Source organism: Gordonia rhizosphera NBRC 16068 (assembly GCF_000298195.1).
In the GTDB taxonomy this organism is placed as follows: domain Bacteria; phylum Actinomycetota; class Actinomycetes; order Mycobacteriales; family Mycobacteriaceae; genus Gordonia; species Gordonia rhizosphera.
The window spans coordinates 1-23,998 of sequence record NZ_BAHC01000090.1; the positions used below are offsets into that span (position 1 = coordinate 1).

A 23,998-nucleotide genomic window follows, 5' to 3' on the forward strand; every position below is an offset into this window, starting at 1 on the left:
GGGCGCGATCGAGGCGGCGATCGGCGCCAGCCGGGAGCATCCCAGTCGCGTGATCGTGGTGTCCCTCGGCGACCGCGGTGCCGACTCCCGTCTCGACGCCGAGATCCGCGTGGGTGGTGACGCCGGGGCGTCGGAGGTCGTGGTGCTGTCCTTGGTGGGCGAGCTCGCGAATCATCCGCGCTCGGTGGTGACGCCGTTCCTTCTGCCCGACACACCCGTGGTCACCTGGTGGCCCGGTGCCGCGCCGGAACATCCGGCCGACGACCCGATGGGCACGCTGGGTCGTCGGCGCATCCTCGACGCGCGTCGGTCGTGTAACCCCGGCACCGTGCTGGGACGTCGGCTGGCCACGTATGCACCCGGTGACTCCGACCTCGCCTGGACCCAGGTCACCCAGTGGCGGGCGTTGCTCGCGTCCGCGGTGGAACGTCCTCCGCATACCGCGATCACGTCGGTGGAGGTGACCGGGCCGACCGAATCCCCCGGCGTAGATCTGCTGGCCGGGTGGCTGCGCTCGGCGCTGGAGGTCCCGACGCGGCGCCGTATCGGTAGTTTCGAGATCCGGCTCATCCGCGACGACGGACCGACTGTGATGGCGCTCGACCAGAACGGCAACGCGGTCCTCACCAGCCCCGGAAAACCCGACGGCCGCGTTGCCATCACCCACCGGGAACTTCCCGTACTACTCGCCGAGGAGCTGCGTCGGCTCGACATCGACGAGGTCTACGAACTCGCCCTGCGCGGAGTGACCGAGGTCGAATTCGAAGGAGCGTCGGCATGATCACCCCGGAGACGCTGGTCTTCGACGACAAGTCGGAAATGATCGCGACCGCGGCCCGGCGCTTCGTCGACCTGGTCACCCACGCCCAGTCCGAGCGCGGGGTCGCATCGGTGGTGCTCACCGGAGGTAGCAACGGCATCGCGATCCTGCGTGCACTCGCCGCCGACAGCGGGGGCATCGACTGGGGACGCGTCGAATTGTTCTGGGGCGATGACCGTTTCGTGCCCGCGGACGACCCGGAGCGCAACTACGGACAGGCATGCGATGCGCTCCTCGACCACGTGCCCGTCGACCCGGCGAGGGTTCATCAGATGGCGCCGTCGGACGGCGTGTTCGGCGACGACATCGAGGCGGCCGCCGAGGACTACGCGGACGTTCTGATGAAGGTGGGCACCGGCGCTGTCCCCCATTTCGACCTGCACCTGCTCGGTATGGGCGGCGAGGGCCACATCAATTCGCTCTTCCCACACACCGCGGCGACCGCCGAGTCCGAGAAGACCGTTGTGGCCGTGGAGGATTCACCGAAGCCCCCGCCTCGCCGGATCACCCTCACCCTGCCGGTGGTCAATCGCGCGAAGTCGGTGTGGTTCCTGGTGACCGGTGAAGACAAGGCCGAGGCCGTCGCCGCGGCCCACATGGGCGCCCACGCCGCCGACTGGCCGTGCGCCGGCGCCCACGGCACCGACGAGACGGTCTGGTTCGTCGACCGCCCCGCTGCCGCGCGCATCTGACCGCTCTCCCCCGCGCCCGATCACGCGCCCAATCGCGCGCCGGGCCTCGCCGACGTCGAGCGTGCGCACCTCATCGTCGAGCGTGCACACCGCCGCGTCCACCGTGCACACCGCCGCGTCCACCATGCACACCGCCGCGTCCACCGTGCGCAGATTCACGTCGAGCGTGCACACCATCGCGTCGAGTGCGCACGCTCGACGATCGGGTGCGCACGCTCGACGATGAGGCGTGCACGCTCGACGATGAGGCGTGCACGCTCGACGCCTGGGTACGCACGGTCGGCAGGGTCGGGGTGAGCGCGCAGCGGGCGCGGGCCGGTGACGCTAGCCGCTGTTGCGCAGCGCGGTCGCGAGACCGTTCATGGTGAGCTGGATGCCCCGGCGGACGCGGGGTTCGTCGTCGCCGGCACGGAAGCGGCGCAGCAACTCGACCTGGAGCATGTTCAGCGGCTCTAGGTACGGGAACCGGTTGTACACCGACCGCTTCAGCGCGGCGTTGTCGGCCAGCAGGTCGTCGGCGCCGGTGATCTTCGCGTGCATCGCGATGGTTCGCTCGTGCTCGTCGACGATCATGCCGAACACCTTCTCGCGCAACGTCTCGTCGGGCACCAGCTGCGCGTACCGGTGCGCGAGCCCCATGTCGGATTTGGCCAGCACCTGCGCCATATTCGACATCACGGTGCGGAAGAACGGCCACTTCTCGTAGTAGCGCCGCAGCGTCTCCAGCTTCTCCGGATCGTCGCCCACCCACTGTTCGAATGCCGCACCGGTGCCGTACCAGCCGGGCAGCATCACCCTGGACTGCGTCCACGACAGGACCCACGGGATGGCGCGGAGGTCGGAGATCTTCTCGGTCTGTTTACGCGAGGCGGGCCGGCTGCCGATGTTGAGGGCGCCGATCTCCGACAGCGGTGTCGACGTGGTGAAGTACTCGACGAAGCCCGGTGTCTCGTGCACAAGCTTGCTGTACGCCGAACGCGCGAGCACCGCGATCTCGTCCATGTCGCCGTAGGCGTCCTCGGACTCCTCGCCCAGACCCTCGACGTCGAGCAGCGACGACTCGATCGTCGCGGCCAGCAGCGTCTCCAGGTTGCGTTCGGCGACGACCGGTTCGGCATACTTCGCGGCGATGATCTCGCCCTGCTCGGTGATCCGCAGTGACCCCTGCACCGCTCCCGGCGGCTGGGCCAGGATGGCGTCGTAGCTCGGACCGCCGCCACGGCCGACGGTGCCGCCGCGGCCGTGGAACAGCCGCAGCCGGATGCCCGCCTTCTTGGCCGCCTCCACCAGGTCCAGTTCGCCGCGGTAGAGCGCCCAGTTGGCAGCCATGTAGCCGCCGTCCTTGTTGGAGTCCGAATAGCCGAGCATGACCTCCTGCATGCCCGCCTGACCGTCGACCAGGTTGCGGTACAGCGGGATGTCCAGCGCGGCCAGCAGCGTAGCCGCACCCTGCTGCAGGTCCTCGATGGTCTCGAAGAGCGGCACGATCCGCACCGACGACGACAGCTTCCCGTCGGCGTCGATGTCGATCAGGCCGGCCTCCTTGAGCAGGATCATCGGTTCGAGCATGTCGCTCACCGACGTGCACATGCTGATGATGTAGTTCGGCACCGACTGCGGACCGAACCTCTCGACGGCCCGCGCGGCCGCCCGCACGATGTTGAGTTCTTTGACCGCCAGTTCCGACAGCGCCGCGTCCGGACGGGTCAGCGGACGACGCGCGGTCAGTTCGCGTGTCAGGATCTCGACGCGTTCGGCCTCGTCGAGCGACAGGTAATCGGGGTGCACACCGGCCCAGGCCAGGAGTTCGGCGATCACCTCCTCATGCATGTCGGAGTTCTGCCGCATGTCCAGACCCGAGAGGTGGAAACCGAAGGTGCGCACCGCTTCCCGCAGCGACGCCAGACGATCGTCGGCGATGATGTCGTCGTGGGTGTGGCGCAGCGCCGCATCGATGATGTCGAGGTCGGCGAGCAGGTCATCGGCGGTGCCGTAGGGATCCGCGTCGTCGAGCAGGAACAGGTCCGACGACTTCATCACCTCCTCGCCGAACAGGTGCGTCGCGGTGGAGACCAGGCGAGACCGGATGTGCCGCAACGCGAGCCGGAACGGTTCGTCGGCGGCGGGGTCGTCGGCGGACATCCCCACGAGCTCGTAGAGGCCGTCCCCCGGCGACATGAGGCGCGAGGACATGCTCAGTTCCTCGGCGAGCAGCTTCAGCTCCGAGAGGTGATGGCCGATGGCGGTGCGCGCCGCGAGGGTGGTCGCCATCTCGACGATCTCGTCGGTGACGAACGGGTTGCCGTCGCGGTCGCCACCGATCCAGGAGCCCATCCGCAGCATCGGGTCGTCGGCGAGCCCGGCGTCGGGGTAGGCGGCGCGAAGCTCCTTGCGGACGCCCGCGTTGATCTTCGGGACGACCTCGAAGAACGAGGCGTCGTAGTAGCGCAGACCGGAGCGGATCTCGTCCTGGATGGTGAGCCGCTCGAGCCGGATCAGAGCGGTCTCCCACATGGTGAGGATCTGGCGACGCAACCCGAGGGTGACCGCGGCTTCCTCGTCCGGGGTCATCTCGGTGCGGCCCCGGAATCGCATGAGTTCGGTGATCCGGTGCTGCGTCTCGAACACCGAACGACGACGGGTCTCGGTGGGGTGCGCGGTGATCACGGGCACCACGGTGGCATCGGCGAGTGCCGCGCCGACCGTATCGTCGGCGAGGCCGGCGGCGGCCAGCTTCGCGTAGGTCGCCGCCAGGGTGCTGTCCTGCGGCGGATCTCCGGCGCGCACGTGAATGGCCCGCCGCCGCTCGCGGTGGATGTCCTCGGCGAGGTTGGCCAGCAGCGCGAAGTTGCTGAAGGCGCGGATCACCGGCATCACCAGGGAGATGTCCAGGTCGGTGAACATGTCGGCGAGTACGTCCCGGTCGATCTCGGCGCGCCTGATCTTGAACGCGGCGATGCGCGCGTTCTCCACGAGGTCGAACACGTCGGACCCGGAGTTGTCACGCACGGTGTCGCCGAGGATGCCGCCGAGTAGCCGGATGTCCTCCCGGAGAGGCTCGGTCAGCGCCCGGCCCTCGTCGTCGACGACGATGTGGTCGACGATGGGGATCGACGGGCGCACGCCCGCGGCGCCGGCGGAGGGGGTGGATTCAGGCGAGATCGATTCGCTCATGGCATCAGTATTCCGGCATTCGTCGGCAGTGGCATCTTGGAAACCCCATCTCGGAAACGACGACGACCCGGTCACCTCGCCAGGAGGCGGACCGGGTCGCGTCAGGTGTTCGGGGTCGGTCAGGACAGACTGATGTCCAGACCGATGGCGACGATGAAGATGAACCAGATCAGGCCCACGAAGATGGTCAGCCGGTCGAGGTTGCGCTCGACGACGCTCGAACCGGACAGGGTCGACTGCACACCACCACCGAACAGCGACGACAGACCACCACCCTTGCCGCGGTGCAGCAACACCAGCACCACCATCAACACGCTGGTGACGATCAATCCGATGTCGAGTGCGAGCTTCACGAGTAGTCAGTCCTGTTCGGTCGGTACATGCAGCTGTGACAGCGGTACATGCAGCTGTGACAGGTCATACCCGATCTTCGGGCACAACCTGCCACAGTGTACGCGTTCGGTGCCGAGGACCCGCGCGGACCCTCAGCGCTTCGGGATCAGGGCAACGGCCCGCCGGCGGCGATGGCCGACAGGCTCGCGAACTCGTCCGACTTGAGCGATGCGCCGCCGACGAGCGCGCCGTCGACGTCGGTCTGCCCGACGATGTCGCCGACGTTCTTGGCGTTGACCGAGCCGCCGTAGAGCACCCGCACAGCGTCCGCGGTCGCGGCGTCGGCGATCTCGGCAAGGGCGGCACGGATCGCCGAGCACACCTCCTGGGCGTCCGCCGCGCTGGCGACACGACCGGTACCGATCGCCCAGACGGGCTCGTAGGCGATGACGACCTTGCCGATCTCCTCGGCAGTGAGACCGGCCAGCGAACCCTTGAGCTGGGTCACGTTGTGCGCCACGTGATCACCGGCCTCACGGATGTCGAGTCCCTCACCGATGCACACGATCGGGGTCAGACCGTGTTTCAGCGCCGCCTTGGTCTTGGCCAGCACCACCTCGTCGGTCTCGGCGTGCATGGTGCGGCGCTCCGAGTGTCCGACGACGACGAAGGTACAGCCGAGCTTGGCCAGGAACGCGCCGCTGATCTCGCCGGTGTAGGCACCCGAGTCGTGGGCGGACAGATCCTGTGCACCGTAGGTGATCAGGAGCTTGTCCCCGTCGATGACGGTCTGCACGCTGCGGATGTCGGTGAACGGTGGGATGACCGTGACGTCGACCTTGTCGAAGTACTTGGCCGGCAGCGCGAACGCGATCTTCTGAACCAGCGCGATGGCCTCTAGATGGTTCAGATTCATCTTCCAGTTGCCCGCGATGAGCGGTTTTCTGCTCGCCATCAGCTCTCCAAGACTTTCAGCCCCGGCAATTCCTTGCCCTCCAGGTACTCCAGCGACGCGCCGCCGCCGGTCGAGATGTGCGAGAAATCCGAATCCGGCAGCCCGAGGGTGCGCACCGCTGCGGCCGAGTCACCACCGCCGACGACGGTGAACGCGCCCTTGCCGGTCGTGGCCGCGATCGCCTCCGCAACACCGCGGGTGCCCGCCGAGAACTTCTCGAACTCGAACACACCCGACGGGCCGTTCCAGAAGATCGTCGCCGCACCGGACAGCACCGCGGTGAACCGCTTCACCGACTCCGGACCGATGTCGAGACCCATCCACCCGTCGGGGATCTCCTCGACCGGGACCGTCTTGGACTCGGCGTCGGCGGCGAACTTGTCGGCCACCACGACGTCGAGCGGCAGCCGGATCACGTCGCCGAACTGCTCGAGCAGCCCCTTGCAGACGTCGATCTGATCCTCCTGCAGCAGCGAGGTACCCACCGAATGCCCTTGCGCCGCAAGGAAGGTGAACGCCATACCGCCACCGATGACCAGGGTGTCCACCTTGGGTGCGAGCGCCTCGATGACCCCGAGCTTGTCGGAGACCTTGGAACCGCCCAGCACCACCGCGTAAGGTCGGCTGACCTCCTCGGTGAGCTTGGAGAGCACCTCGACCTCGGCCTCCACCAGCTTCCCGGCATAGTGCGGGAGCAGCTTGGCCACGTCGTAGACCGATGCCTGCTTGCGGTGCACCACCCCGAAACCGTCCGAGACGAACGCGCCGTCGTCGCCGACGAGCTCCACGAGCGCCTTGGCCAGCGACTCGCGCTCGCCCTCGTCCTTGGAGGTTTCGCGCGGATCGAACCGCACGTTCTCCAGCAGCAGGACGTCGCCGTCGGTCAGGCCCTCGGCCCGCGCCAACGCGTCGGTGCCGACGACGTCGCCGGCCAGCTGGACGTTGCGGCCCAGCTCCTCGCCGAGTCGCGCCGCGACCGGTGCCAGCGAGTACTTCGGATCCGGCTCACCCTTCGGTCTCCCGAGGTGCGCCGTGATGATCACCTTGGCACCGGCGTCGACCAGCGCCGACAGCGTCGGCAACGAGGCCAGGATGCGGCCCGGATCGGTGATCGTCGTCCCGTCCAGCGGAACGTTGAAATCCGACCGGACCAGCACTCCCCGACCCGAAACGCCTTCGTCCAGAAGGTCTTTCAGTGTGGGTACACCCATTGTGGGGTTACTCCTCCGTGGTTGTCCGCGTAGCAGCGACTAGAGCGACTTGGCGACGAGCCCGATGAGGTCGACGAGGCGGTTGGAGTAGCCCCACTCGTTGTCGTACCAGGAGACGGCCTTGGCCTGGTTGCCGATCACCTTGGTCAGGCCCGCATCGAACAGCGACGAATGCGGGTCGGTGACGATGTCGCTGGAGACGATCGGGGCATCGTAGTACTTCAGGATGCCCTTGAGCGGTCCCTCGGCGGCGGCCTTCATCGCGGCGTTGATGTCCTCGGCGGACGCGGTCTTGGAGAGCTCCGCGGTCAGATCGGTGACCGAACCGGTGGGGATCGGCACACGCAGCGCGTAGCCGTCGAGCTTGCCCTTCAGCTCCGGCAGGACCAGGCCGATGGCCTTTGCGGCACCGGTCGAGGTCGGCACGATGTTCAGCGCGGCGGCGCGGGCGCGACGCAGATCCTTGTGCGGGCCGTCCTGCAGGTTCTGGTCCTGGGTGTAGGCGTGGATGGTGGTCATCAGGCCCTGGACGATGCCGAACTCGTCGTTGAGCACCTTGGCGAACGGACCGAGGCAGTTGGTGGTGCACGACGCGTTGGAGATGATGTTCTGGCTGCCGTCGTACTTGTCGTCGTTGACGCCCATCACGATGGTGATGTCCTCGTTCTTGGCGGGCGCCGAGATGATGACCTTCTTGGCGCCGGCGTCGAGGTGGCCCTTCGCCTTGGTGCCGTCGGTGAAGATACCGGTGGACTCGACCACCACGTCGACGCCGAGGTCGCCCCACGGCAGGGCCGCCGGCCCCTCCTTGACCTCGAGGGCCTTGATCTTCTTTTCCCCGACGACGATGGTGTCGTCACCCTCGAGCGAGACCTCGTCGTCCAGACGTCCCAGGATGGAGTCAAACTTCAGCAGGTGTGCGAGTGTCGCGTTGTCGGTGAGGTCGTTCACCGCGACGATCTCGATGTCGGTGCTTCCCAAAGCTTTCTGTGCTTCCACGGCGCGGAAGAAGTTGCGGCCGATCCGGCCGAATCCGTTAACGCCTACCCGAACAGTCACTTGTGTGCTCCTTAGCGGTATTCATCATCGAGCTCTGTGGGGATCGCGTCGCTGCTCACGGATCACGATCGCGAGCATGACACGGCATAGTTCAGCCTAGTAGGCGCCGCCTCGCCGGGTGCAGCTAGTGCCCCGATTGACGCGGGAGCCTCACGCCTCGTCGAGGAGGTCGGTGGTGACCGCCGATTCGGTGTCCGGGATTCCGTCGACGCGGGCCTTCTTGTCCGCCATCGACAGCAGCCGCCGGATCCGGCCGGCGACCGCGTCCTTGGTCATCGGCGGGTCGGCGAGCTGACCGAGTTCCTCGAGCGAGGCCTGCCGGTGCGTGATCCGCAGCTGGCCCGCCGCCATCAGATGATCGGGCACCTCGTCGCCGAGGATGTCGAGGGCACGTTCGACGCGCGCGGCGGCCGCGACAGCCGCACGCGCGGACCGTCGTAGGTTCGCGTCGTCGAAGTTCGCGAGACGGTTCGCGGTGGCCCGGACCTCGCGCCGCATCCGGCGCTCCTCCCACACCAAACGCGTGTCGTGTGCGCCCATCCGCGTGAGCAGTGCCCCGATCGCCTCACCGTCACGGATCACGACCCGGTCGGCGCCACGCACTTCGCGCGCCTTGGCCGACACCCCGAGCCGCCGCGCGGCCCCGACCAGCGCGAGGGCCGCCTCGGGGCCCGGGCAGCTGACCTCCAGTGCCGAGGAGCGTCCCGGCTCGGTGAGCGAGCCGTGGGCGAGGAACGCACCACGCCAGGCCGCCTCCGCGTCCGCCAGGCTCCCGCCGACGACCTGGGCGGGAAGGCCGCGGACGGGACGGCCGCGCAGATCCAGTAGCCCGGTCTGGCGCGCAAGTCCCTCGCCGTCCTTGGTCACCCGGACGATGTAGCGCGCGCCCTTGCGGAGTCCGCCGCCGCGCAGGACGTGAACGTCGGAGTTGTACCCGTAGAGGTCGAAGATCTCGCGGCGCAGTCGCCGGGCGACGTTGCCCATGTCCACCTCGGCCTCGACGATGACCCGGCCGGAAACGATGTGTAGGCCTCCGGCGAACCGCAACAGCGCCGACACCTCGGCCTTTCGACAACTCACCTGCGTCACGACCAGCCGCGAAAGCTCATCCTTCACCGCCGCCGTCATCGCCACCGGTCCCTGCCCTCCTGTCACGAGCCCCCCAGCACTCACGATTCATGTGCCCGGACAGCGTATCGACTCACTTCACCTTCGCACAGTTCACCGACCAGGGCGGCGACTTTCCCGGGGTCGTGGACGGGCCGTCCGGGCACCGCCAGATCGCCGACATGCAGTTGCGCGCCGAACATCTCCGCCGCCCGGACCAAGTGATCGCGCTCGCGTCCGGCCGGCACCGAGGCGGCGTCGACGACGACGTCGTCGATGCGCAGCACGTCGGCGTGGGCATGCAGGACGTGCAGATGACGTTCGACGGAAAACCCGGTCGTCTCACCGGGTTCGGCGGCCAGGTTGACGAAGAGCATCTTGCGGGCAGTGGTCTCCCGCAGGGCATTCAACAGGCCGGGCACCAGCACGTGCGGGATCACACTGGAGAACCATGACCCGGGCCCCAGCACCACGAGATCGGCGGTGAGGATCGCCTCGACGGCCTGCGGGCACGCCGGCGGATCGGTCGGCAGCAGCCGCACCCGCCGCACCTTCCCCGGTGTGGTGGCGACCGCGACCTGACCGCGGATGCAGCGACTGATGCGCGGATCGCTCTCCAGGCCCGAGACGTCGGCCTCGATCTCGAGCGGCACCGACGACATCGGCAACACCCGGCCGTCGATGTCGAACACCTCGACCAATTCGTCCAGCGCTGCCACCGGGTCGCCCAGGATCTCTGTCAGCCCGGCCAGCAGCAGGTTGCCGACCGGGTGGCCGGCCAACGCACCGCGCCCACCGAACCGGTGTTGGAAGGTCTCCGCCCACAGTCGATGACCGCCACGATGGGTGCGTCCGCGCCCGTCGGTCCGCGCCTCGAGGGCCGCGGGCGCCGACATCAGCGCCGACAGCGCCATGCGGAGGTCCCCGGGGGGGATCACCCCCAGTTCGGCCCGCAGCCGCCCTGATGACCCGCCGTCGTCGGCCACGGTCACCACGGCGGTGACATCGGGGGTCAGATACCGCATCGCGGTCAACGTCGCATAGAGCCCGTGTCCCCCACCGAGCGCGGCGACGCGCATCGTCGAATCGCTCATTCCCGCCCCAGGTCCCGATGGATCACGCGCACGTCGAACGACCGCGCGCCCGTGTCGTCGGTGATCCGACGCAACCGCGCCCCGATCTCCTCGGAGACGGCGACGCTGCGGTGTTTGCCGCCCGTACAACCGATGCTGATTGTCATGTACCGCTTGCCTTCTCGACGATATCCCGTCGACACCACCCCGATGAGCTCGAGGTAGAGATCCACGAATCGGCCGGCGTCGGGTTGGCCCAGCACGTACTCGCGGACCTCGTCGTCGCGACCATTCTGCTCCCGTAACTCGGCCACCCAGTATGGATTGGGCAGAAAGCGCACATCCGCGACGAGATCGGAGTCGATCGGCAACCCGTATTTGAAGCCGAAGGACTGCACGGCCACGCTGAGACGGTTGTCGGCCTCGTGCGGGTAGACCCCCTCGACCACCTCGCGCAGTTTCGCCGCGGTCAGCGCCGAGGTCTCCACCACCAGATCGGCCGAGTTCTTCACCGGCGCCAGGAACACCCGCTCGCGGGCGATGCCGTCGATCAGGGTCTCGCCGCCCTGCAGCGGATGCCGGCGACGCACCTGCTCGAAGCGACGCACCAGGACCTGGTCGCTGGCGTCGAGGAACAGCAGCTTGGTCGCGGCCCCCGACGCCGCCAGACTCTCGCGCAGTTCGTCGAGTTGGCTGCCGACGGTCTCGTCGGACGCCCGGATCACCATCGCCAGACGCGAGATCGCGGGGTCGGACTCACGGACCATGTCGATCATGGTCGAGATCAGGGTCGGTGGCACGTTGTCGGCGACATACCACCCGTCGTCCTCGAGCACGTTGGCGGCCGTGGACCGACCGGCGCCGGACATGCCGGCGACGAACAGCACGGTGAGGCCCGGCCGGGCGTCACCGGCCGACCCGTCGGGCCGGACCGTGTCGGTCGGATCAGTCACCAGTGGTCTCCTCAACTCGATCGGGTGTCACGACGGATTCGGGGGTCCGCGCGGAGTCCTCGGAGAGCGCGGCGCGGACCGCCCGGGCGGTGGCCGTCCCGATGCCCGGCACCTCGGCGATGTCCTCCAGTGTGGCCTCCCGGAGCCGGGCCACCGATCCGAAATGGGTGACGAGGGCGGTTCGTCGGGTGCGACCGAGGCCGGGCACACCGTCGAGTACCGACTCGGTCATCCGCTTGCTGCGCTTGCTGCGGTGGAAGGTGATCGCGAAGCGGTGCGCCTCGTCGCGGACCCGCTGCAGCAGGAACAGCGCCTCACTGGTCCGGGGCAGGATCACCGGGTCGTCGTCGCCGGGGATCCACACCTCCTCCAGTCGTTTGGCCAGTCCGATGACCGCGACGTCGGTGATGCCGAGCTCGTCGAGCACGGCCGCCGCGGCGTGGGCCTGCGGGGCGCCGCCGTCGACGACGAAGAGATTTGGCGGATAGGCGAATTTCCGTGGCCGTCCGGTGGTCGGGTCGATGGCCGCGGGCCGATCGGTGGCCGACGCGGGCTCGTGGTCGGCGCGGTGGCGCAGGAACCGGCGGCGGGTGACCTCGGCGATCGACGCGACGTCGTCGGATCGGCCCTCGCCGGCGGCGTAGCGGATCGAGTAGTGCCGGTAATCCGACTTACGCGGCAACCCGTCCTCGAAGACGACGAGCGACGCGACCACGTCGGTGCCCTGGACATGGGAGATGTCGATGCACTCGATGCGCAGCGGGGCCTGGTCGAGGCCCAGGGAGTCCTGCAGCTCGGTCAGCGCGGCCGACCGGCTGGTCAGATCACCCGCCCGACGTAACTTGTGCTGCGCCAGCGCCTCCGACGCGTTGCGCGCGACCGTGTCGAACAGCGCCTTCTTGTCGCCGCGCTGCGGGACGCGCAGCACCACCCTGCTGCCACGCAGGTCCGACAACCAGCTCTGCAGATCGTCCTGGTCGTCGGGTAGTTCCCCGACGAGCACCTCGCGGGGGATCGACTCGCCCCGGGCGCGGTGTTCGTCGATCTCCACGGTGGCGTCGAGATCGACCTCCGCCCCGTAGAACTGGGTGACGAACTGGGCCACCTGCTCGCCGGTCGACGTGTCGTCGGAGCGCTCCACGACCCACCCGCGCTGACCTCGGACCCGGCCGCCGCGGACATGGAACACCTGCACCGAGACCTCGAGTTCGTCGCCGACCATCGCGACCACATCCGCGTCGGTCCCGTCACCGAGGACCACCGCCTGCTTCTCCATCGCACGCCGCATCGCGCTCACGTCGTCGCGCAGCCGCGCGGCCCGTTCGAAGTCGAGCTCGGTTGCGGCCTCGGACATCTCGCGCTCGAGGCGGCGGATCATCTGATCGGTGCGGCCGGCCAGGAAGTCGCAGAAGTCCTCAACGATCTCGCGGTGACGCTCGGCGCTCACCCGGCCCACGCACGGCGCCGAGCACTTGTCGATGTAGCCGAGCAGACAGGGCCGGTCGATCTGGCGGTGCCGCTTGAACACCCCGGTCGAGCAGGTGCGCGCCGGGAACACGCGGGTGAGCAGATCGACGGTTTCGCGGATCGCCCACGCGTGGGAGTAGGGGCCGAAGTATCGCACGCCGCGGCGGCGCGGACCGCGGTAGACGAACAGCCGCGGATACTCCTCGTTGAGGGTCACCGCGAGCACCGGATAGGTCTTGTCGTCGCGGTAGCGGACGTTGAACCGAGGATCGAACTCCTTGATCCAGTTGTATTCGAGCTGCAGCGCCTCCACCTCGGTGCCGACGACGGTCCATTCCACCGACGCCGCGGTGGTGACCATCTGCCGGGTCCGCGGGTGCAGCGAGGCGAGGTCGGCGAAATAGGAGGTCAGCCGGGATCGGAGGTTCTTGGCCTTGCCGACGTAGATGACCCGGCCGTACTGGTCGCGGAACTTGTACACCCCCGGTTCGGTGGGGATGGTGCCCGCGGCGGGACGGTAGGTTGTCGGGTCGGCCACGGATTCCACGTTAGTCGGTGGCTACGACGGGTCCCCGGCAGCGTTGTCGTGGTGTCGATAACGCTCGTCGAGTTCGCGGAACGACGACATCGCGGCCACCGCCCGGTCGGCGTCCCACGCCTGCACGGCCAGCACCGGCACGTGCTCGTCATCGGGCAGCAGCAGACGCGCCGAGAACCCCTTCTCGGGGTAGGCGAGCCCGGCGACACGGTCCCAGCTGAACAGCCGGTCGCCGACCAGGTTGCGCACCTCGACGCCCGCGGCCCCGACGCGCAACCGGGGCCGGGTGAACAGCAGTATCGCGCCCGCCTCGACGAGGCCGATGAGGGCCAGGCCGATCTGATCGACCCCGCCGACATGGACGCCCGTGTCGGAGATGGTCAGCAACGCCGCGAAGGTGATGTGGATGGCCAGCACGACGACCGCGGCGGCAATCGCGATCCGCGGCATCCGGCGCGGCCGGTACTCGAGATCCCAACCCACGGCGGTGTCCGTACTCACCTCAGTTCACCACGCGACAGCGCCCGCAGCGTCAGCGCCGACGCCAGAGCCGCGGTGGTCGCCTGAGCGCCCTTGTCCTCCTTCGAGTCCGGCAGCCCGGCCCGGTCGAGGGCCTGCTCTTCGGTCAGTGTGGTCAGCACCCCGTTGCCGACCGGGGTCGACTCGTCGAGCGAGACACGGGTGAGGCCCGCGGTGACCGCGTCACAGACGTACTCGAAGTGCGGGGTCTCGCCCTTGATCACCACGCCGAGCGCGACGACCGCATCGTGGTGGCGGGCGAGCGCCTGCACGATGACGGGCAGTTCGATGGCGCCGGCCACCCGGACGATGGTCGGGTCGGCGACCCCGTTGTCGGCCGCCGCACGCACGGCACCGTCGAGCAAGGCGGTGCAGATGACCTCGTGCCATTGCGAGGACACGATGGCCAGCCGCAGACCGCTCGCGTCCGCGAGGTCGAGGGTCGGTTCGCCGTGGCCGCTCACGCGGGGTCCTCCTGACCGGTGCCGTCGGTCCATTCGTCGAGGCCGATGAGGTCGTGTCCCATCCGGTCGCGTTTGGTCTGCAGATACCGGAGGTTCTCGGAGTTCGCCCGCACCGGCATCGGGACCCGGTCGACGATCTGCAGCCCGTAACCGTCGAGGCCGACACGTTTGGCGGGATTGTTGGTCAGCAGCCGCATGGAACTGACCCCGAGGTCGACGAGGATCTGCGCCCCCAGCCCGTAGTCGCGGGAGTCGGCGGGCAGACCGAGCGCGAGGTTGGCGTCGACGGTGTCGGAGCCGGAGTCCTGCAGCTGATATGCCTGCAGTTTGTGCAGCAGCCCGATGCCACGGCCCTCGTGCCCGCGCATGTAGAGCACGATGCCGCGGCCCTCGGCGGCGACCAGCTCCATGGCCGCGTCGAGCTGCGGGCCGCAGTCGCAGCGCAGCGATCCGAAGACGTCGCCGGTCAGGCATTCCGAGTGCACGCGGACGAGTACGTCGTGACCGGCGCCGTCGTCGCCGGCGACGTCACCCATGACCAGGGCGACGTGTTCGACGTCGTCGTAGATGCTCGTGTAGCCGACCGCACGGAAATCGCCGTGACGGGTCGGGATGCGGGCCTCGGCGACGCGGACGACGTGCTTCTCGTGCCGGCGGCGCCAGGCGATGAGCGCGGCGATCGAGATGAGCGCGAGGTCGTGTTCGTCGGCGAACACACGCAGCTCGTCGGTGCGCGCCATCGAACCGACGTCCTTCTGGCTGACGATCTCGCAGATCACCCCAGCCGGCGCCAATCCGGCGAGCCGCGCCAGGTCGACCGCGGCCTCGGTGTGGCCCGGTCGTCGGAGCACCCCGCCGTCCTTGGCCCGCAACGGAACCACGTGCCCGGGCCGGGTGAAGTCGACCGCGCCGCTCGTCGGATCGGCCAGCAGACGCATCGTCGTGGCGCGATCGGCGGCGCTGATGCCGGTGCCGATACCTTCGCGCGCGTCCACGGTCACCGTGTAGGCGGTGCCGTGCTTGTCCTGGTTCATCGAGTACATGGGCGGCAGACCCAGCCGGTCGCAGTCGTCGCCGGCCAACGGCACACACAGATATCCGGAGGTGTAGCGAACCATGAACGCGACGAGTTCCGGGGTGGCCTTCTCTGCGGCGAAGATGAGGTCGCCCTCGTTCTCGCGGTCCTCGTCGTCGACCACCACGACCGCCTTGCCGGCCGCGATGTCGGCGAGGGCCCGTTCCACGGAATCGAAACGCACGCTCCCCGAAGCGTCGGAGTCCGTCGACCCGGATTCCATCGATACCGTCACGTCGCCACCGCCTACCGTCGTATCACTCGACATCATTCACTCCGATCCCGCGCCGCATCACCAACACCATCTTGCTCCGCGCCCCCGGAGGGGTATGCGGGGTGGTCCCGTCGATCGGGATACAGCCGTTCGACATATTTCGCGATCACATCCACCTCGAGGTTCACCGGGCTGCCGACGGTGATCTCGCCCAGGTTGGTCTCCTGCAGCGTGGTGGGGATCAGCGAGATCTCGAACCACTCGGCCGAGGCCGAACCGGCGGGGCTGTCGCCGAGTGCCGCAACCGTCAGGGAGACACCGTCGACGGTGATCGATCCCTTCTCGACGATGTAGCGGCTCAACGCGTCGGGCACCGCGATCCGCACGACGGTCCAATGCTCCGACGGGGAGACCGACAACACGGTTCCGACGCCGTCGACATGGCCCTGCACGATGTGCCCGCCGAAACGGCCGTCGGCGGCCATCGCGCGTTCGAGGTTGACCCGGCTGCCGGCGGCGAGCGCGGCGAGGGAGCTGCGCTTGAGCGTCTCCGCCATGACGTCGACGGTGAACTCGTCCGGTCCCTGCTCGACGACCGTCAGACACACGCCGTTGACGGCGATCGAGTCGCCGTACTTCGCGTCGCTGGTCACCACCGGTCCCCGGACGGTGAGACGGGCAGCATCGGACAGGTCGTCGCGGCGCACGATGGTGCCGAGTTCTTCGACGATGCCGGTGAACACGTGACACTCCTCATCTGCTGGCTCGGAGCAGATGAAGCGCCCATGATGGCACGCCCCGTTCTCTCACATCCGGACTGTCACCGTCGGCTCCGGATTCACACCGGATCTGCTGACCCCGCCGCTGTGGCGGGCGCTCGCGGGCTCGACGCACCACCCGTGTGGACGCCATCACCGCCGGTGGGGAATTGCACCCCGCCCCGAGAACTCTGCCTCCGAAGTTAGCACGGGCAAACACACCGTGACGTCAACGGGTGAGTCGCAGCAGCAGGTCGTCGCCGAGCTCCTCGACACCGGCCGGCGAGAACCGGTGGGCATCGGTCAGCGTCGCGACACCGGGTATCGACACCGAGGACGCGCCCGCGCCGAGTACGACGGGCGCCACGTAGGCCTCGATCTCGTCGACGAGACCGGCGTCGAGGAAAGCGCCGATGATCGCCGGGCCGCCTTCGACGAGGACCCAGAGCGCATCGTCGAGGGCGTCGAGCACCGCGCCCGGGTCGTGGGTGCGGACGTGGCACAGCGGCGCCTTGCCGTCGGTGACCTGCGCGGCCGGCGGGAGATCGCGGTGCCCCATCACCACCCTCGTGGGCTGGTGCGGCCCCAGCTCCCCGTTGTCGCCGCGGGCGGTCAGCGCCGGGTCGTCGGCGAGCACGGTGCCGGTGCCCACCACGATCGCGTCGAGGATCGCCCGCTGCCGATGCGCGCGGCGGCGCGCCGGCTCGCCGGTGATCCACCGGCTCGTGCCATCGGGTGCGGCGATCCGGCCGTCGACGGTGGCGGCAATTTTCGCGGTGACGAACGGACGTCCGTGCCTCTGGCGGAACAGCCACGCGCGCAGTGGCCCGGCGGCCGCGTCGTCGGCCCCGACCCCGGCCCCGACGACAACCCCGGCATCGCGCAGGGTCTGTGCGCCGCCGGCCGCGGCCGGGTTCGGGTCGTCGAGGGCGTAGAACACCGCGCCCACCCCGGCATCGATGAGCGCCCGGCTACAGGGGCCGGTGCGGCCGGTGTGATTGCAGGGCTCGAGCGTCACCACCGCGGTCGCGCCGGCCGCGGTGGCCCCGGCGTCGGCCAGCGCCACCACCTCGGCGTGTGGGCCGCCCGGCGGCTGGGTGTGTCCGCGGCCGACGATCGTGCCGTCGGGCGCCAGGATCACCGCTCCGACCGGCGGATTGGGCGAGCTGATGCCCTGCGCCCGGCGGGACTCGTCGATCGCGAGGCGCATCGCGCGCTCGACATCGGTGGCCGGTGCGGGCCGAGCGTCGGGCATGGGTCCGATCAGTCCGCCGCGGAGTGCGCCGACGCCGCCTGCCGGCGCAGCGCCGCCACCGCGGCACCCGGGTCGTCGGCACCGTAGACCGCCGATCCGGCCACGAAGCAGTCGACCCCGGCCTCGGCGGCCTGCTCGATCGTGTCGGCGTTGATACCGCCGTCGATCTCGACGAGCAGGCGCAGGTCCTGTGAGTCGATGATCTTGCGGATCGTGCGTACCTTGTCGAGCACCTCGGGGATGAAGCTCTGTCCGCCGAAGCCCGGTTCCACACTCATGATCAGCAGGGTGTCGAACCCGCGCAGCACCTCGAGGTAGGGCTCGAGGGCCGTGCCCGGCTTGATGCTCAGGCCGGCCTTGGCCCCGGCGGCCCGGACGTCGCGCGCCACCGCGAGCGGGTCGTCGGTCGCCTCGGCGTGGAAGGTCACGTTGTGGGCGCCCGCCTCCGCGTACGGCGGCGCCCAACGACCCGGATCCTCGATCATCAGATGGCAGTCCAACGGGATGTCGGTGGCCTTGAGCAGGCTCTCCACGATCGGCAGACCCAGGGTGAGGTTCGGCACGAAGTGCGCATCCATCACATCCACGTGGAGCCAGTCGGCGCGGCGATCGCCCGGACCGGAAACGGCCTTCGCCTCGGCGGCCAGATTCGCGAAGTCTGCGGACAAGATGGACGGGGCGATCATCGGCACCCACTTTCTCTGAGTCGACGAGTCGGCTTCACACATCACCCCAGATTGTAGGGGTAGCGGACACGGTCACCGCCGCCGCAGCGCCGCCAGGAACATCGCGTCGGTGCCGTGGATGTGCGGCCACAGTTGCACATGAGGGCCGTCGCCGAGGTGATCGGCGGGTACCAGCGGCCGGGCATCGATCTGTTCGGCGTCGGGAACCTCGGCGAGGACGGCGGCGACCACACCGACGGTCTCGGCCGGGTGCGGTGAGCACGTGGAGTAGATCACCACTCCCCCGGGCTTCACCAATCGCAGTGCCTCGGTGAGCAGTTCGCGCTGCAGGACGACGAGCTCGGCGACATCGTCGGGCCGGCGGCGCCACCGCGCCTCCGGTCGGCGCCGGAGCGACCCCAAGCCGCTGCACGGCGCGTCGAGCAGGATCCGGTCGAAGCCGGGTTCCAGGCCGCAGCTGCGGGCGTCGGCGACGTGGACGTCGACCGGCAGGTCGCGCACCACCTTGCGGATCAGGTCCGCGCGGTGCTCGGAGATCTCGATGGCGTCGAGATGGGCGCCGTCGATGTCGGCGATGGCCGCGACGAGGGCGGCCTTGCCGCCCGGACCGGCACACATGTCCAGCCAGCGGCCGGTGTCGTCGGCGACGTCGGCGACCGTCAGGGCACGACCCACCAGCTGGCTGCCCTCGTCCTGCACGCCCGCGTAACCGTCGCGCACGGCCTCCAGGTCGCCGGGGTCACCGCCGGGCAGGTAGACGCAGTACGGCGAGTAGCGACCGACGTCCCCACCGCTGGCGAGCGCGAGTTCCTCGGCGGTGATCAGACCGGGACGGGCCACCAGGTGGACCGGGGGCCGGTCGTCGTCGGCGGCGAGCGCGGCCTGCAGCTGACCCGCCGAACCGCCGAGCGCCTCGTCGAAGACCTCGGCGATCCAGCGGGGATGCGCGTAGCGGAACGCCAGGTTGCCGATCAGGTCGTCGGCCATCGACGGTGCCAGCTCGTCGATCCACAGGTCCTCGTCGCGCTGGGAGACCTTGCGCAGCACGGCGTTCACGAAACCCGACGGCCCCATGCCCATCTCGGAGCGGATCAGGTCGACCGACGTGGAGACGGCGGCGTGCGCACCGATGCGGGTGCGCAACAGCTGATAGGTGCCCAGCCGGAGGACGTCGAGAACGTTGCCGTCGATCTCGGCGACCGGACGGTTGGCCGCCGCCGAGATGACCGCGTCGAGCAGCCCCTCCGCGCGTGCCGCCCCGTAGGCCAGTTCCGTCGCGAGCGCGGCGTCTCGGCCGGTGATGCGCCTCTCCCGCAACATCTTCGGGAGTACCAGGTTGGCGTAGGCGTCGCGTTCACGGACCGCCCGAAGTGTGTCGCGGGCCGCCGCCCGCGGTGCGTCGACGGGTTTGTCGCGCAACTTCGGCGACTTCGTCATTCGACCACCGTCCCGTCGGTGAGCCGCGCGCCGCGCGCCCAGTCGGCCGCCGGCATGGCCTTCTTGCCCGGCGGCTGCACCCACGACAACCGCACGGGCACCGTCGCCGTCCCTACGTCGACGGTACGTTTGGTGACGACCAGTGTTCCGGGGGACGGTTTTTCAGCGGTGTCGGAGTCGGTGTCGGCGGTGTTGAGCGGGGTGACCGGGCCGATCTTGACGCGCGCCTCGTCGAGGGTGGTCCAGGCGCCCGGTGCCGGGGTGTGAGCCCGCACCCGACGGTCGATGATGTGCGCGGGCAGATCCCATCGGATGCGTGCGTCGTCGACGTCGACCTTCGGCGCGTGGCTCAGCCCGGCCGAGGTCTGTGCGACCGGGGTGAGCGCGCCGTCCTCGATGCCGTCGAGGGTCGAAACCAACAGTTGGGCGCCCGACTCGGCCAGCCGGCCCAGCACGTCACCGCTGGTGTCGGTCGGCGCAATGGTCTCGGTGATCACCCCGTAGACCGGTCCGGTGTCGAGGCCCTCCTCGAGGAGAAACGTGCTCGCACCTGTCACGTCGTCACCAGCGGCGATGGCGTGCTGGACCGGAGCCGCACCCCGCCAGGCCGGCAGCACGGAGAAGTGCAGGTTCACCCAGCCGTAGGTGGGCAACTCCAACAGACCGACCGGGACGAGACCGCCGTAGGCGACCACCGCGGCGCAATCCGGATGCCAGGACCGCAGCCGGTCGAGGACCCCCGGGTCGGTGAGCCGGCGCGGTGCGATGACCTCGATGCCGTGCTCGTCGGCCAGCGACGCGACGGGCGAACGGACCACCTTCCGGCCGCGGCCGGCCACGGTGTCGGGCCGTGAGATCACCCCGACGACCTCGTGGCGCGGGGAATCGAGCAGCGCCTGCAGTGACGGCACCGCGACCTGCGGGGTCCCGGCGAATACGACCCTCATGTGCGCCTTTCATCCCAACGACCTGTCGTCGTGCTCATCCGATGGTAGGCGGATCGACCTGAACCCGAATGGGCCCGGTCTCGTGATGGGTGTTGCGGTGGATCTGCGCCGCCACCAGCGCCGCCGCCAGACGCTTGCCGTCGCGCCGGTCGACGCGCAGCAGGATACGTTCGACGTCGCCGTCGTAGGCGTCCTCCGAACCCGCCGGCGGGCGGACCCCGGCGGGCAGCGGCACCGGGCCGAGCGCCTCCCCACCGGGCGGCAGCTCCACGGAATCGACGAAGGCCCGGATCGACGCGAGAGCCCCGTCGACCGATGCCATCGCCACCGCCGGCGGGAAACCGAGTTCGGCCCGTTGTGCGAACTCGTGGCCGGCGAAACCGACCGGGTCCCAACGGATCACCGCCTGCACGGGTGCCAGACCGGCATCGGCGACGATGACCAGCGCGCCGCCCTCGGTGTGCGGACGCACCTGCCCGCCGACCGCCATCCAGCGGCGGACGGCGTCCTCCCCGGCCCGCAGATCGGCGCGGTCGAGCTGCGCCCAGGTGTCCAGGATGACCGCCGCTCCGTAGCCGCCGTCGGCGTGCGGTTCGGCGCCCGGTGTCGCGACGACGACCCGCGCCCCCGACTCCACCTCGTCGACGATCGTCGCACCGCCCGATGTCAGGATCGGCACCCCGGCGAAAGCCCGCCCGAGTTCCTCGGCGGTACGGCGGGCACCGGTGGTCAGGGCGCGGATCTCGGTGCCTCCACACTCCGCGCAGCGGAAGGAGCGTTCCGGCCGGCCGCACCACCGGCACGAGATCGCACCGGCCGCGTCGAGCTGCAGCGGTCCGTGACACGTGCGGCACCGAGCGTGGGCCCGGCAGCGCGCGCAGGCCAGCGACGGGATGTACCCGCGGCGGGGCACGCTGAACAGGACGGGTGCGTCGGCGGCGAGAGCGGCGCGGGCCGCGTCGAAGGCGACCGCGGGGATACGCGCGGACCGCGCCAGCGGATCGCGCGCCACCCGCCGGTCCTCGTCGCTGAGCGCGATGACCCGCGCGGTCCGCGCCCGTACCGTCGCGCGGTCGGCCACCAGATCGTGCGCCCAGCCGGCGGTGACAAGCGAATGCGCCTCGACGGTCCGGGCGAAGCCGCCGATGACCAGGGCACAGCGCTGCAGATGCGCCCGCAGGACGGCCACCTCCCGCGGATGCGGGTAGGGCGCCCGGGGTTCGACAAGACTGTCGTCGCCGTCGTCCCAGACGACGATCAGCCCGAGGTCGTGCACCGGGGCGAACACCGCGCTCCGTGTGCCGAGCACCACGTCGACCGTGCCGCGCCGCGCCGCCAGCCACCGCCGGTAGCGGGCCGCCGGGCCGAGTCCCGCGGCGAGGGTCACGCACCGCTCCCCCAACAGCGGCCGGCATGCCTTGTCCAGCCGATCGAGATCACGCTGGTCGGGGACGACCAGGATCGCTCCGCGTCCCGCGGCTGCCGCGGTCGCCGCCAACTCCGCGAGCCGGGCCGGCCAGTCCTCGGACGCGGTGGCCTGCCAGACCGCCCGCGGGTTGCTCGAATGCATCGATGCAAGAAAGGATTTCGCGGTCGGATAGGCCGACCACCCCGCGGGATCGGGCACGTCGATCGGCTCGTCGGATCCCTCGGCCGGGGGCGTCTTCTCGGTTCGGGCATGGCGGGGCGGGACCGCGAGACGGATCACATCCGACATCGTCCCGGCGTAGCGGTCGGCCACCGCCCGGCACACCGCGGCCATCTCGGGACCGAGCACCGGCTCCGGGGAAACGACGCGGTCCAGCCAGCCGAGACGACCGGTGTGTTCGCTCTCGGCCACCCGGTCGAGCAGGATGCCGTCGACGAGCCGACCGGAGAACCGGACCCGCACCCGCACCCCCACAACCGCATCAGCGTCCTGGGTGGAGTCGATCAGGTAGTCGAAGGGCCGATCCAGGTGTGCGAGGCCGAGCAGCGGTAACACCTTGCCGACGGGCCGGTCGGGGGCCGGTGACCGGGCGCCGCCCTCGGCGGGCGCCGCGCTCACCCGCTCTTACAGACCCGCGGCAGCGCGCAGCTTCTCGGCGCGGTCGGTCCGCTCCCATGGAAGGTCGACGTCGGTGCGTCCGAAGTGCCCGTAGGCCGCGGTCGGCGCGTAGATCGGCCGCAGCAGGTCCAGATCGCGGATGATCGCGCCGGGGCGCAGGTCGAAGACCTCGGAGATGGCCTTCTGGATGGTGACCGGGTCGACCCGCTCGGTGCCGAAGGTCTCCACGAACAGCCCGACCGGGGCAGCCTTGCCGATCGCGTAGGCGACCTGAACCTCGATACGGTCGGAGAGTCCCGCGGCGACGGCGTTCTTGGCGACCCACCGCATCGCGTACGCGGCGCTGCGGTCGACCTTCGACGGGTCCTTGCCGGAGAAGGCGCCACCACCGTGGCGGGCCATACCGCCGTAGGTGTCGACGATGATCTTGCGGCCGGTCAGGCCGGCGTCACCCATCGGTCCGCCGAGCACGAACCGTCCGGTCGGATTCACCAGCAGCCGCACGTCGGAGGTGTCGAGTGGATGGGGCAGATCGAGCGCGCCGAACACCTCGTCGAGCACGACGCTGCGGATGTCGGGGGTGAGCATGTTGTCGATGTCGATGTCGGCCGCGTGCTGGGTGGATACCACGACGGTGTCCAGACGCGTCGGCACGTCACCGTTGTATTCGATGGTCACCTGGGTCTTGCCATCGGGACGCAAGTAGGGCAGCACACCGGTCTTGCGGACCTCGGTGAGACGGCGCGCGAGGCGGTGGGCCAGCGAGATCGGCAGCGGCATCAGTTCGGGGGTCTCGTTGGTGGCGAACCCGAACATCAGACCCTGGTCGCCGGCACCCTGCCGGTCGATCTCGTCCTCGCTCTGCCCATAGCGGGTCTCGTGCGAGTCGGTCAGGCCCTGGGCGATCTCCGGGGACTGGGCGCCGATCGCCACGTTGACGCCGCAGGAGGCGCCGTCGAAGCCCTTGGTCGAGGAGTCGTAGCCGATCTCGAGGATCTTCTCGCGCACGATCGTGGGGATGTCGACGTAGGCGGTGGTGTTGACCTCACCGGCGACGTGCACCTGCCCGGTGGTCACCAGCGTCTCGACCGCGACCTTCGACGCGGGGTCCTTCTCGAGCAGAGCGTCGAGGATCGAGTCACTGATTGCGTCACAGATCTTGTCCGGGTGCCCCTCGGTGACGGATTCACTGGTGAACAGGCGTGACGCGGAGG

At 69.5% G+C, this 23,998-nt stretch carries 21 protein-coding genes and 1 riboswitch; of the genes, 2 read left to right on the plus strand and 19 right to left on the minus strand.

Features of this window, described 5'->3' with window-relative positions; translation table 11 throughout:
* Together GORHZ_RS10695 and pgl are read left to right on the plus strand one after the other, a co-directional pair.
* The coding region (locus GORHZ_RS10695; protein ID WP_006332871.1) for a glucose-6-phosphate dehydrogenase assembly protein OpcA at positions 1 to 781 on the plus strand (781 nt) is incomplete at its 5' end.
* Complete coding sequence (gene pgl / locus GORHZ_RS10700) at positions 778 to 1,512, plus strand: 6-phosphogluconolactonase (protein ID WP_006332872.1); 735 nt, start codon at positions 778 to 780, stop codon at positions 1,510 to 1,512. The genes GORHZ_RS10695 and pgl, both read left to right, overlap by 4 nt.
* A gap of 324 nt (positions 1,513 to 1,836) precedes the next feature.
* Here pgl and ppc read toward each other — a convergent pair whose 3' ends face one another.
* The 19 genes from ppc to metK all read right to left on the minus strand — a co-directional run.
* Positions 1,837 to 4,686, minus strand: coding sequence for a phosphoenolpyruvate carboxylase (gene ppc / locus GORHZ_RS10705; RefSeq protein WP_006332873.1), 2,850 nt, complete (start codon positions 4,684 to 4,686; stop codon positions 1,837 to 1,839).
* 119 nt (positions 4,687 to 4,805) lie between these two features.
* Entirely contained in the window at positions 4,806 to 5,039 is a 234-nt protein-coding gene (secG, locus tag GORHZ_RS10710; protein ID WP_006332874.1) for a preprotein translocase subunit SecG, read from the minus strand.
* A 146-nt stretch (positions 5,040 to 5,185) separates the two neighbouring features.
* Positions 5,186 to 5,974 (minus strand): triose-phosphate isomerase, encoded by a 789-nt coding sequence (gene tpiA, locus GORHZ_RS10715; protein WP_006332875.1) that lies wholly within the window; start codon positions 5,972 to 5,974, stop codon positions 5,186 to 5,188.
* Complete coding sequence (locus GORHZ_RS10720; RefSeq protein ID WP_006332876.1) at positions 5,974 to 7,185, minus strand: phosphoglycerate kinase; 1,212 nt, start codon at positions 7,183 to 7,185, stop codon at positions 5,974 to 5,976. The genes tpiA and GORHZ_RS10720 overlap by 1 nt, the downstream gene beginning before the upstream one ends.
* A 39-nt stretch (positions 7,186 to 7,224) precedes the next feature.
* Positions 7,225 to 8,244, minus strand: a complete 1,020-nt coding sequence (gene gap, locus GORHZ_RS10725) for a type I glyceraldehyde-3-phosphate dehydrogenase (RefSeq protein ID WP_006332878.1) — start codon at positions 8,242 to 8,244, stop codon at positions 7,225 to 7,227.
* 150 nt (positions 8,245 to 8,394) lie between these two features.
* Positions 8,395 to 9,372 (minus strand): DNA-binding protein WhiA, encoded by a 978-nt coding sequence (whiA, locus tag GORHZ_RS10730; protein ID WP_040531298.1) that lies wholly within the window; start codon positions 9,370 to 9,372, stop codon positions 8,395 to 8,397.
* A gap of 41 nt (positions 9,373 to 9,413) precedes the next feature.
* The gene (locus GORHZ_RS10735) at positions 9,414 to 10,445 is read right to left on the minus strand and encodes a gluconeogenesis factor YvcK family protein (RefSeq protein ID WP_040531301.1); all 1,032 of its coding nucleotides are present in this window, start codon (positions 10,443 to 10,445) and stop codon (positions 9,414 to 9,416) included.
* Positions 10,442 to 11,377 carry an RNase adapter RapZ gene (gene rapZ, locus GORHZ_RS10740; protein ID WP_006332882.1) on the minus strand — a complete coding sequence of 312 codons (936 nt, stop codon included), beginning with the start codon at positions 11,375 to 11,377 and terminating at the stop codon, positions 10,442 to 10,444. Before rapZ ends, GORHZ_RS10735 begins: the two co-directional genes overlap by 4 nt.
* A complete protein-coding gene (gene uvrC, locus GORHZ_RS10745; RefSeq protein ID WP_040531314.1) occupies positions 11,370 to 13,382 on the minus strand; it encodes an excinuclease ABC subunit UvrC in 2,013 nt (670 codons plus the stop codon). Before uvrC ends, rapZ begins: the two co-directional genes overlap by 8 nt.
* Positions 13,383 to 13,403: 21 nt before the next feature.
* Positions 13,404 to 13,832, minus strand: coding sequence for a PH domain-containing protein (locus GORHZ_RS10750; protein ID WP_051998835.1), 429 nt, complete (start codon positions 13,830 to 13,832; stop codon positions 13,404 to 13,406).
* Between the two features lie 47 nt (positions 13,833 to 13,879).
* Positions 13,880 to 14,365, minus strand: coding sequence for a 6,7-dimethyl-8-ribityllumazine synthase (gene ribH / locus GORHZ_RS10755; RefSeq protein WP_006332891.1), 486 nt, complete (start codon positions 14,363 to 14,365; stop codon positions 13,880 to 13,882).
* Positions 14,362 to 15,663, minus strand: coding sequence for a bifunctional 3,4-dihydroxy-2-butanone-4-phosphate synthase/GTP cyclohydrolase II (locus GORHZ_RS10760; RefSeq protein ID WP_051998834.1), 1,302 nt, complete (start codon positions 15,661 to 15,663; stop codon positions 14,362 to 14,364). The genes ribH and GORHZ_RS10760 overlap by 4 nt, the downstream gene beginning before the upstream one ends.
* Before the next feature lie 44 nt (positions 15,664 to 15,707).
* Positions 15,708 to 16,397 carry a riboflavin synthase gene (locus tag GORHZ_RS10765; RefSeq protein WP_006332898.1) on the minus strand — a complete coding sequence of 230 codons (690 nt, stop codon included), beginning with the start codon at positions 16,395 to 16,397 and terminating at the stop codon, positions 15,708 to 15,710.
* A 53-nt stretch (positions 16,398 to 16,450) separates the two neighbouring features.
* Positions 16,451 to 16,606, minus strand: a riboswitch (FMN riboswitch).
* Between the two features lie 35 nt (positions 16,607 to 16,641).
* Positions 16,642 to 17,667: a bifunctional diaminohydroxyphosphoribosylaminopyrimidine deaminase/5-amino-6-(5-phosphoribosylamino)uracil reductase RibD gene (ribD, locus tag GORHZ_RS10770; RefSeq protein ID WP_006332900.1), complete on the minus strand. Its 1,026-nt coding sequence runs from the start codon at positions 17,665 to 17,667 to the stop codon at positions 16,642 to 16,644.
* An 8-nt stretch (positions 17,668 to 17,675) separates the two neighbouring features.
* Entirely contained in the window at positions 17,676 to 18,353 is a 678-nt protein-coding gene (gene rpe / locus GORHZ_RS10775) for a ribulose-phosphate 3-epimerase (RefSeq protein ID WP_006332902.1), read from the minus strand.
* A gap of 72 nt (positions 18,354 to 18,425) precedes the next feature.
* A complete protein-coding gene (locus GORHZ_RS10780) occupies positions 18,426 to 19,790 on the minus strand; it encodes an RsmB/NOP family class I SAM-dependent RNA methyltransferase (protein ID WP_006332904.1) in 1,365 nt (454 codons plus the stop codon).
* A complete protein-coding gene (gene fmt, locus GORHZ_RS10785) occupies positions 19,787 to 20,737 on the minus strand; it encodes a methionyl-tRNA formyltransferase (RefSeq protein WP_006332906.1) in 951 nt (316 codons plus the stop codon). The genes GORHZ_RS10780 and fmt overlap by 4 nt, the downstream gene beginning before the upstream one ends.
* A gap of 34 nt (positions 20,738 to 20,771) precedes the next feature.
* Positions 20,772 to 22,784: a primosomal protein N' gene (locus tag GORHZ_RS10790; RefSeq protein WP_006332908.1), complete on the minus strand. Its 2,013-nt coding sequence runs from the start codon at positions 22,782 to 22,784 to the stop codon at positions 20,772 to 20,774.
* Positions 22,785 to 22,790: 6 nt separating this feature from the next.
* Positions 22,791 to 23,998: methionine adenosyltransferase (gene metK, locus GORHZ_RS10795; protein WP_006332910.1), on the minus strand; the 1,208-nt coding region annotated here is incomplete at its 5' end.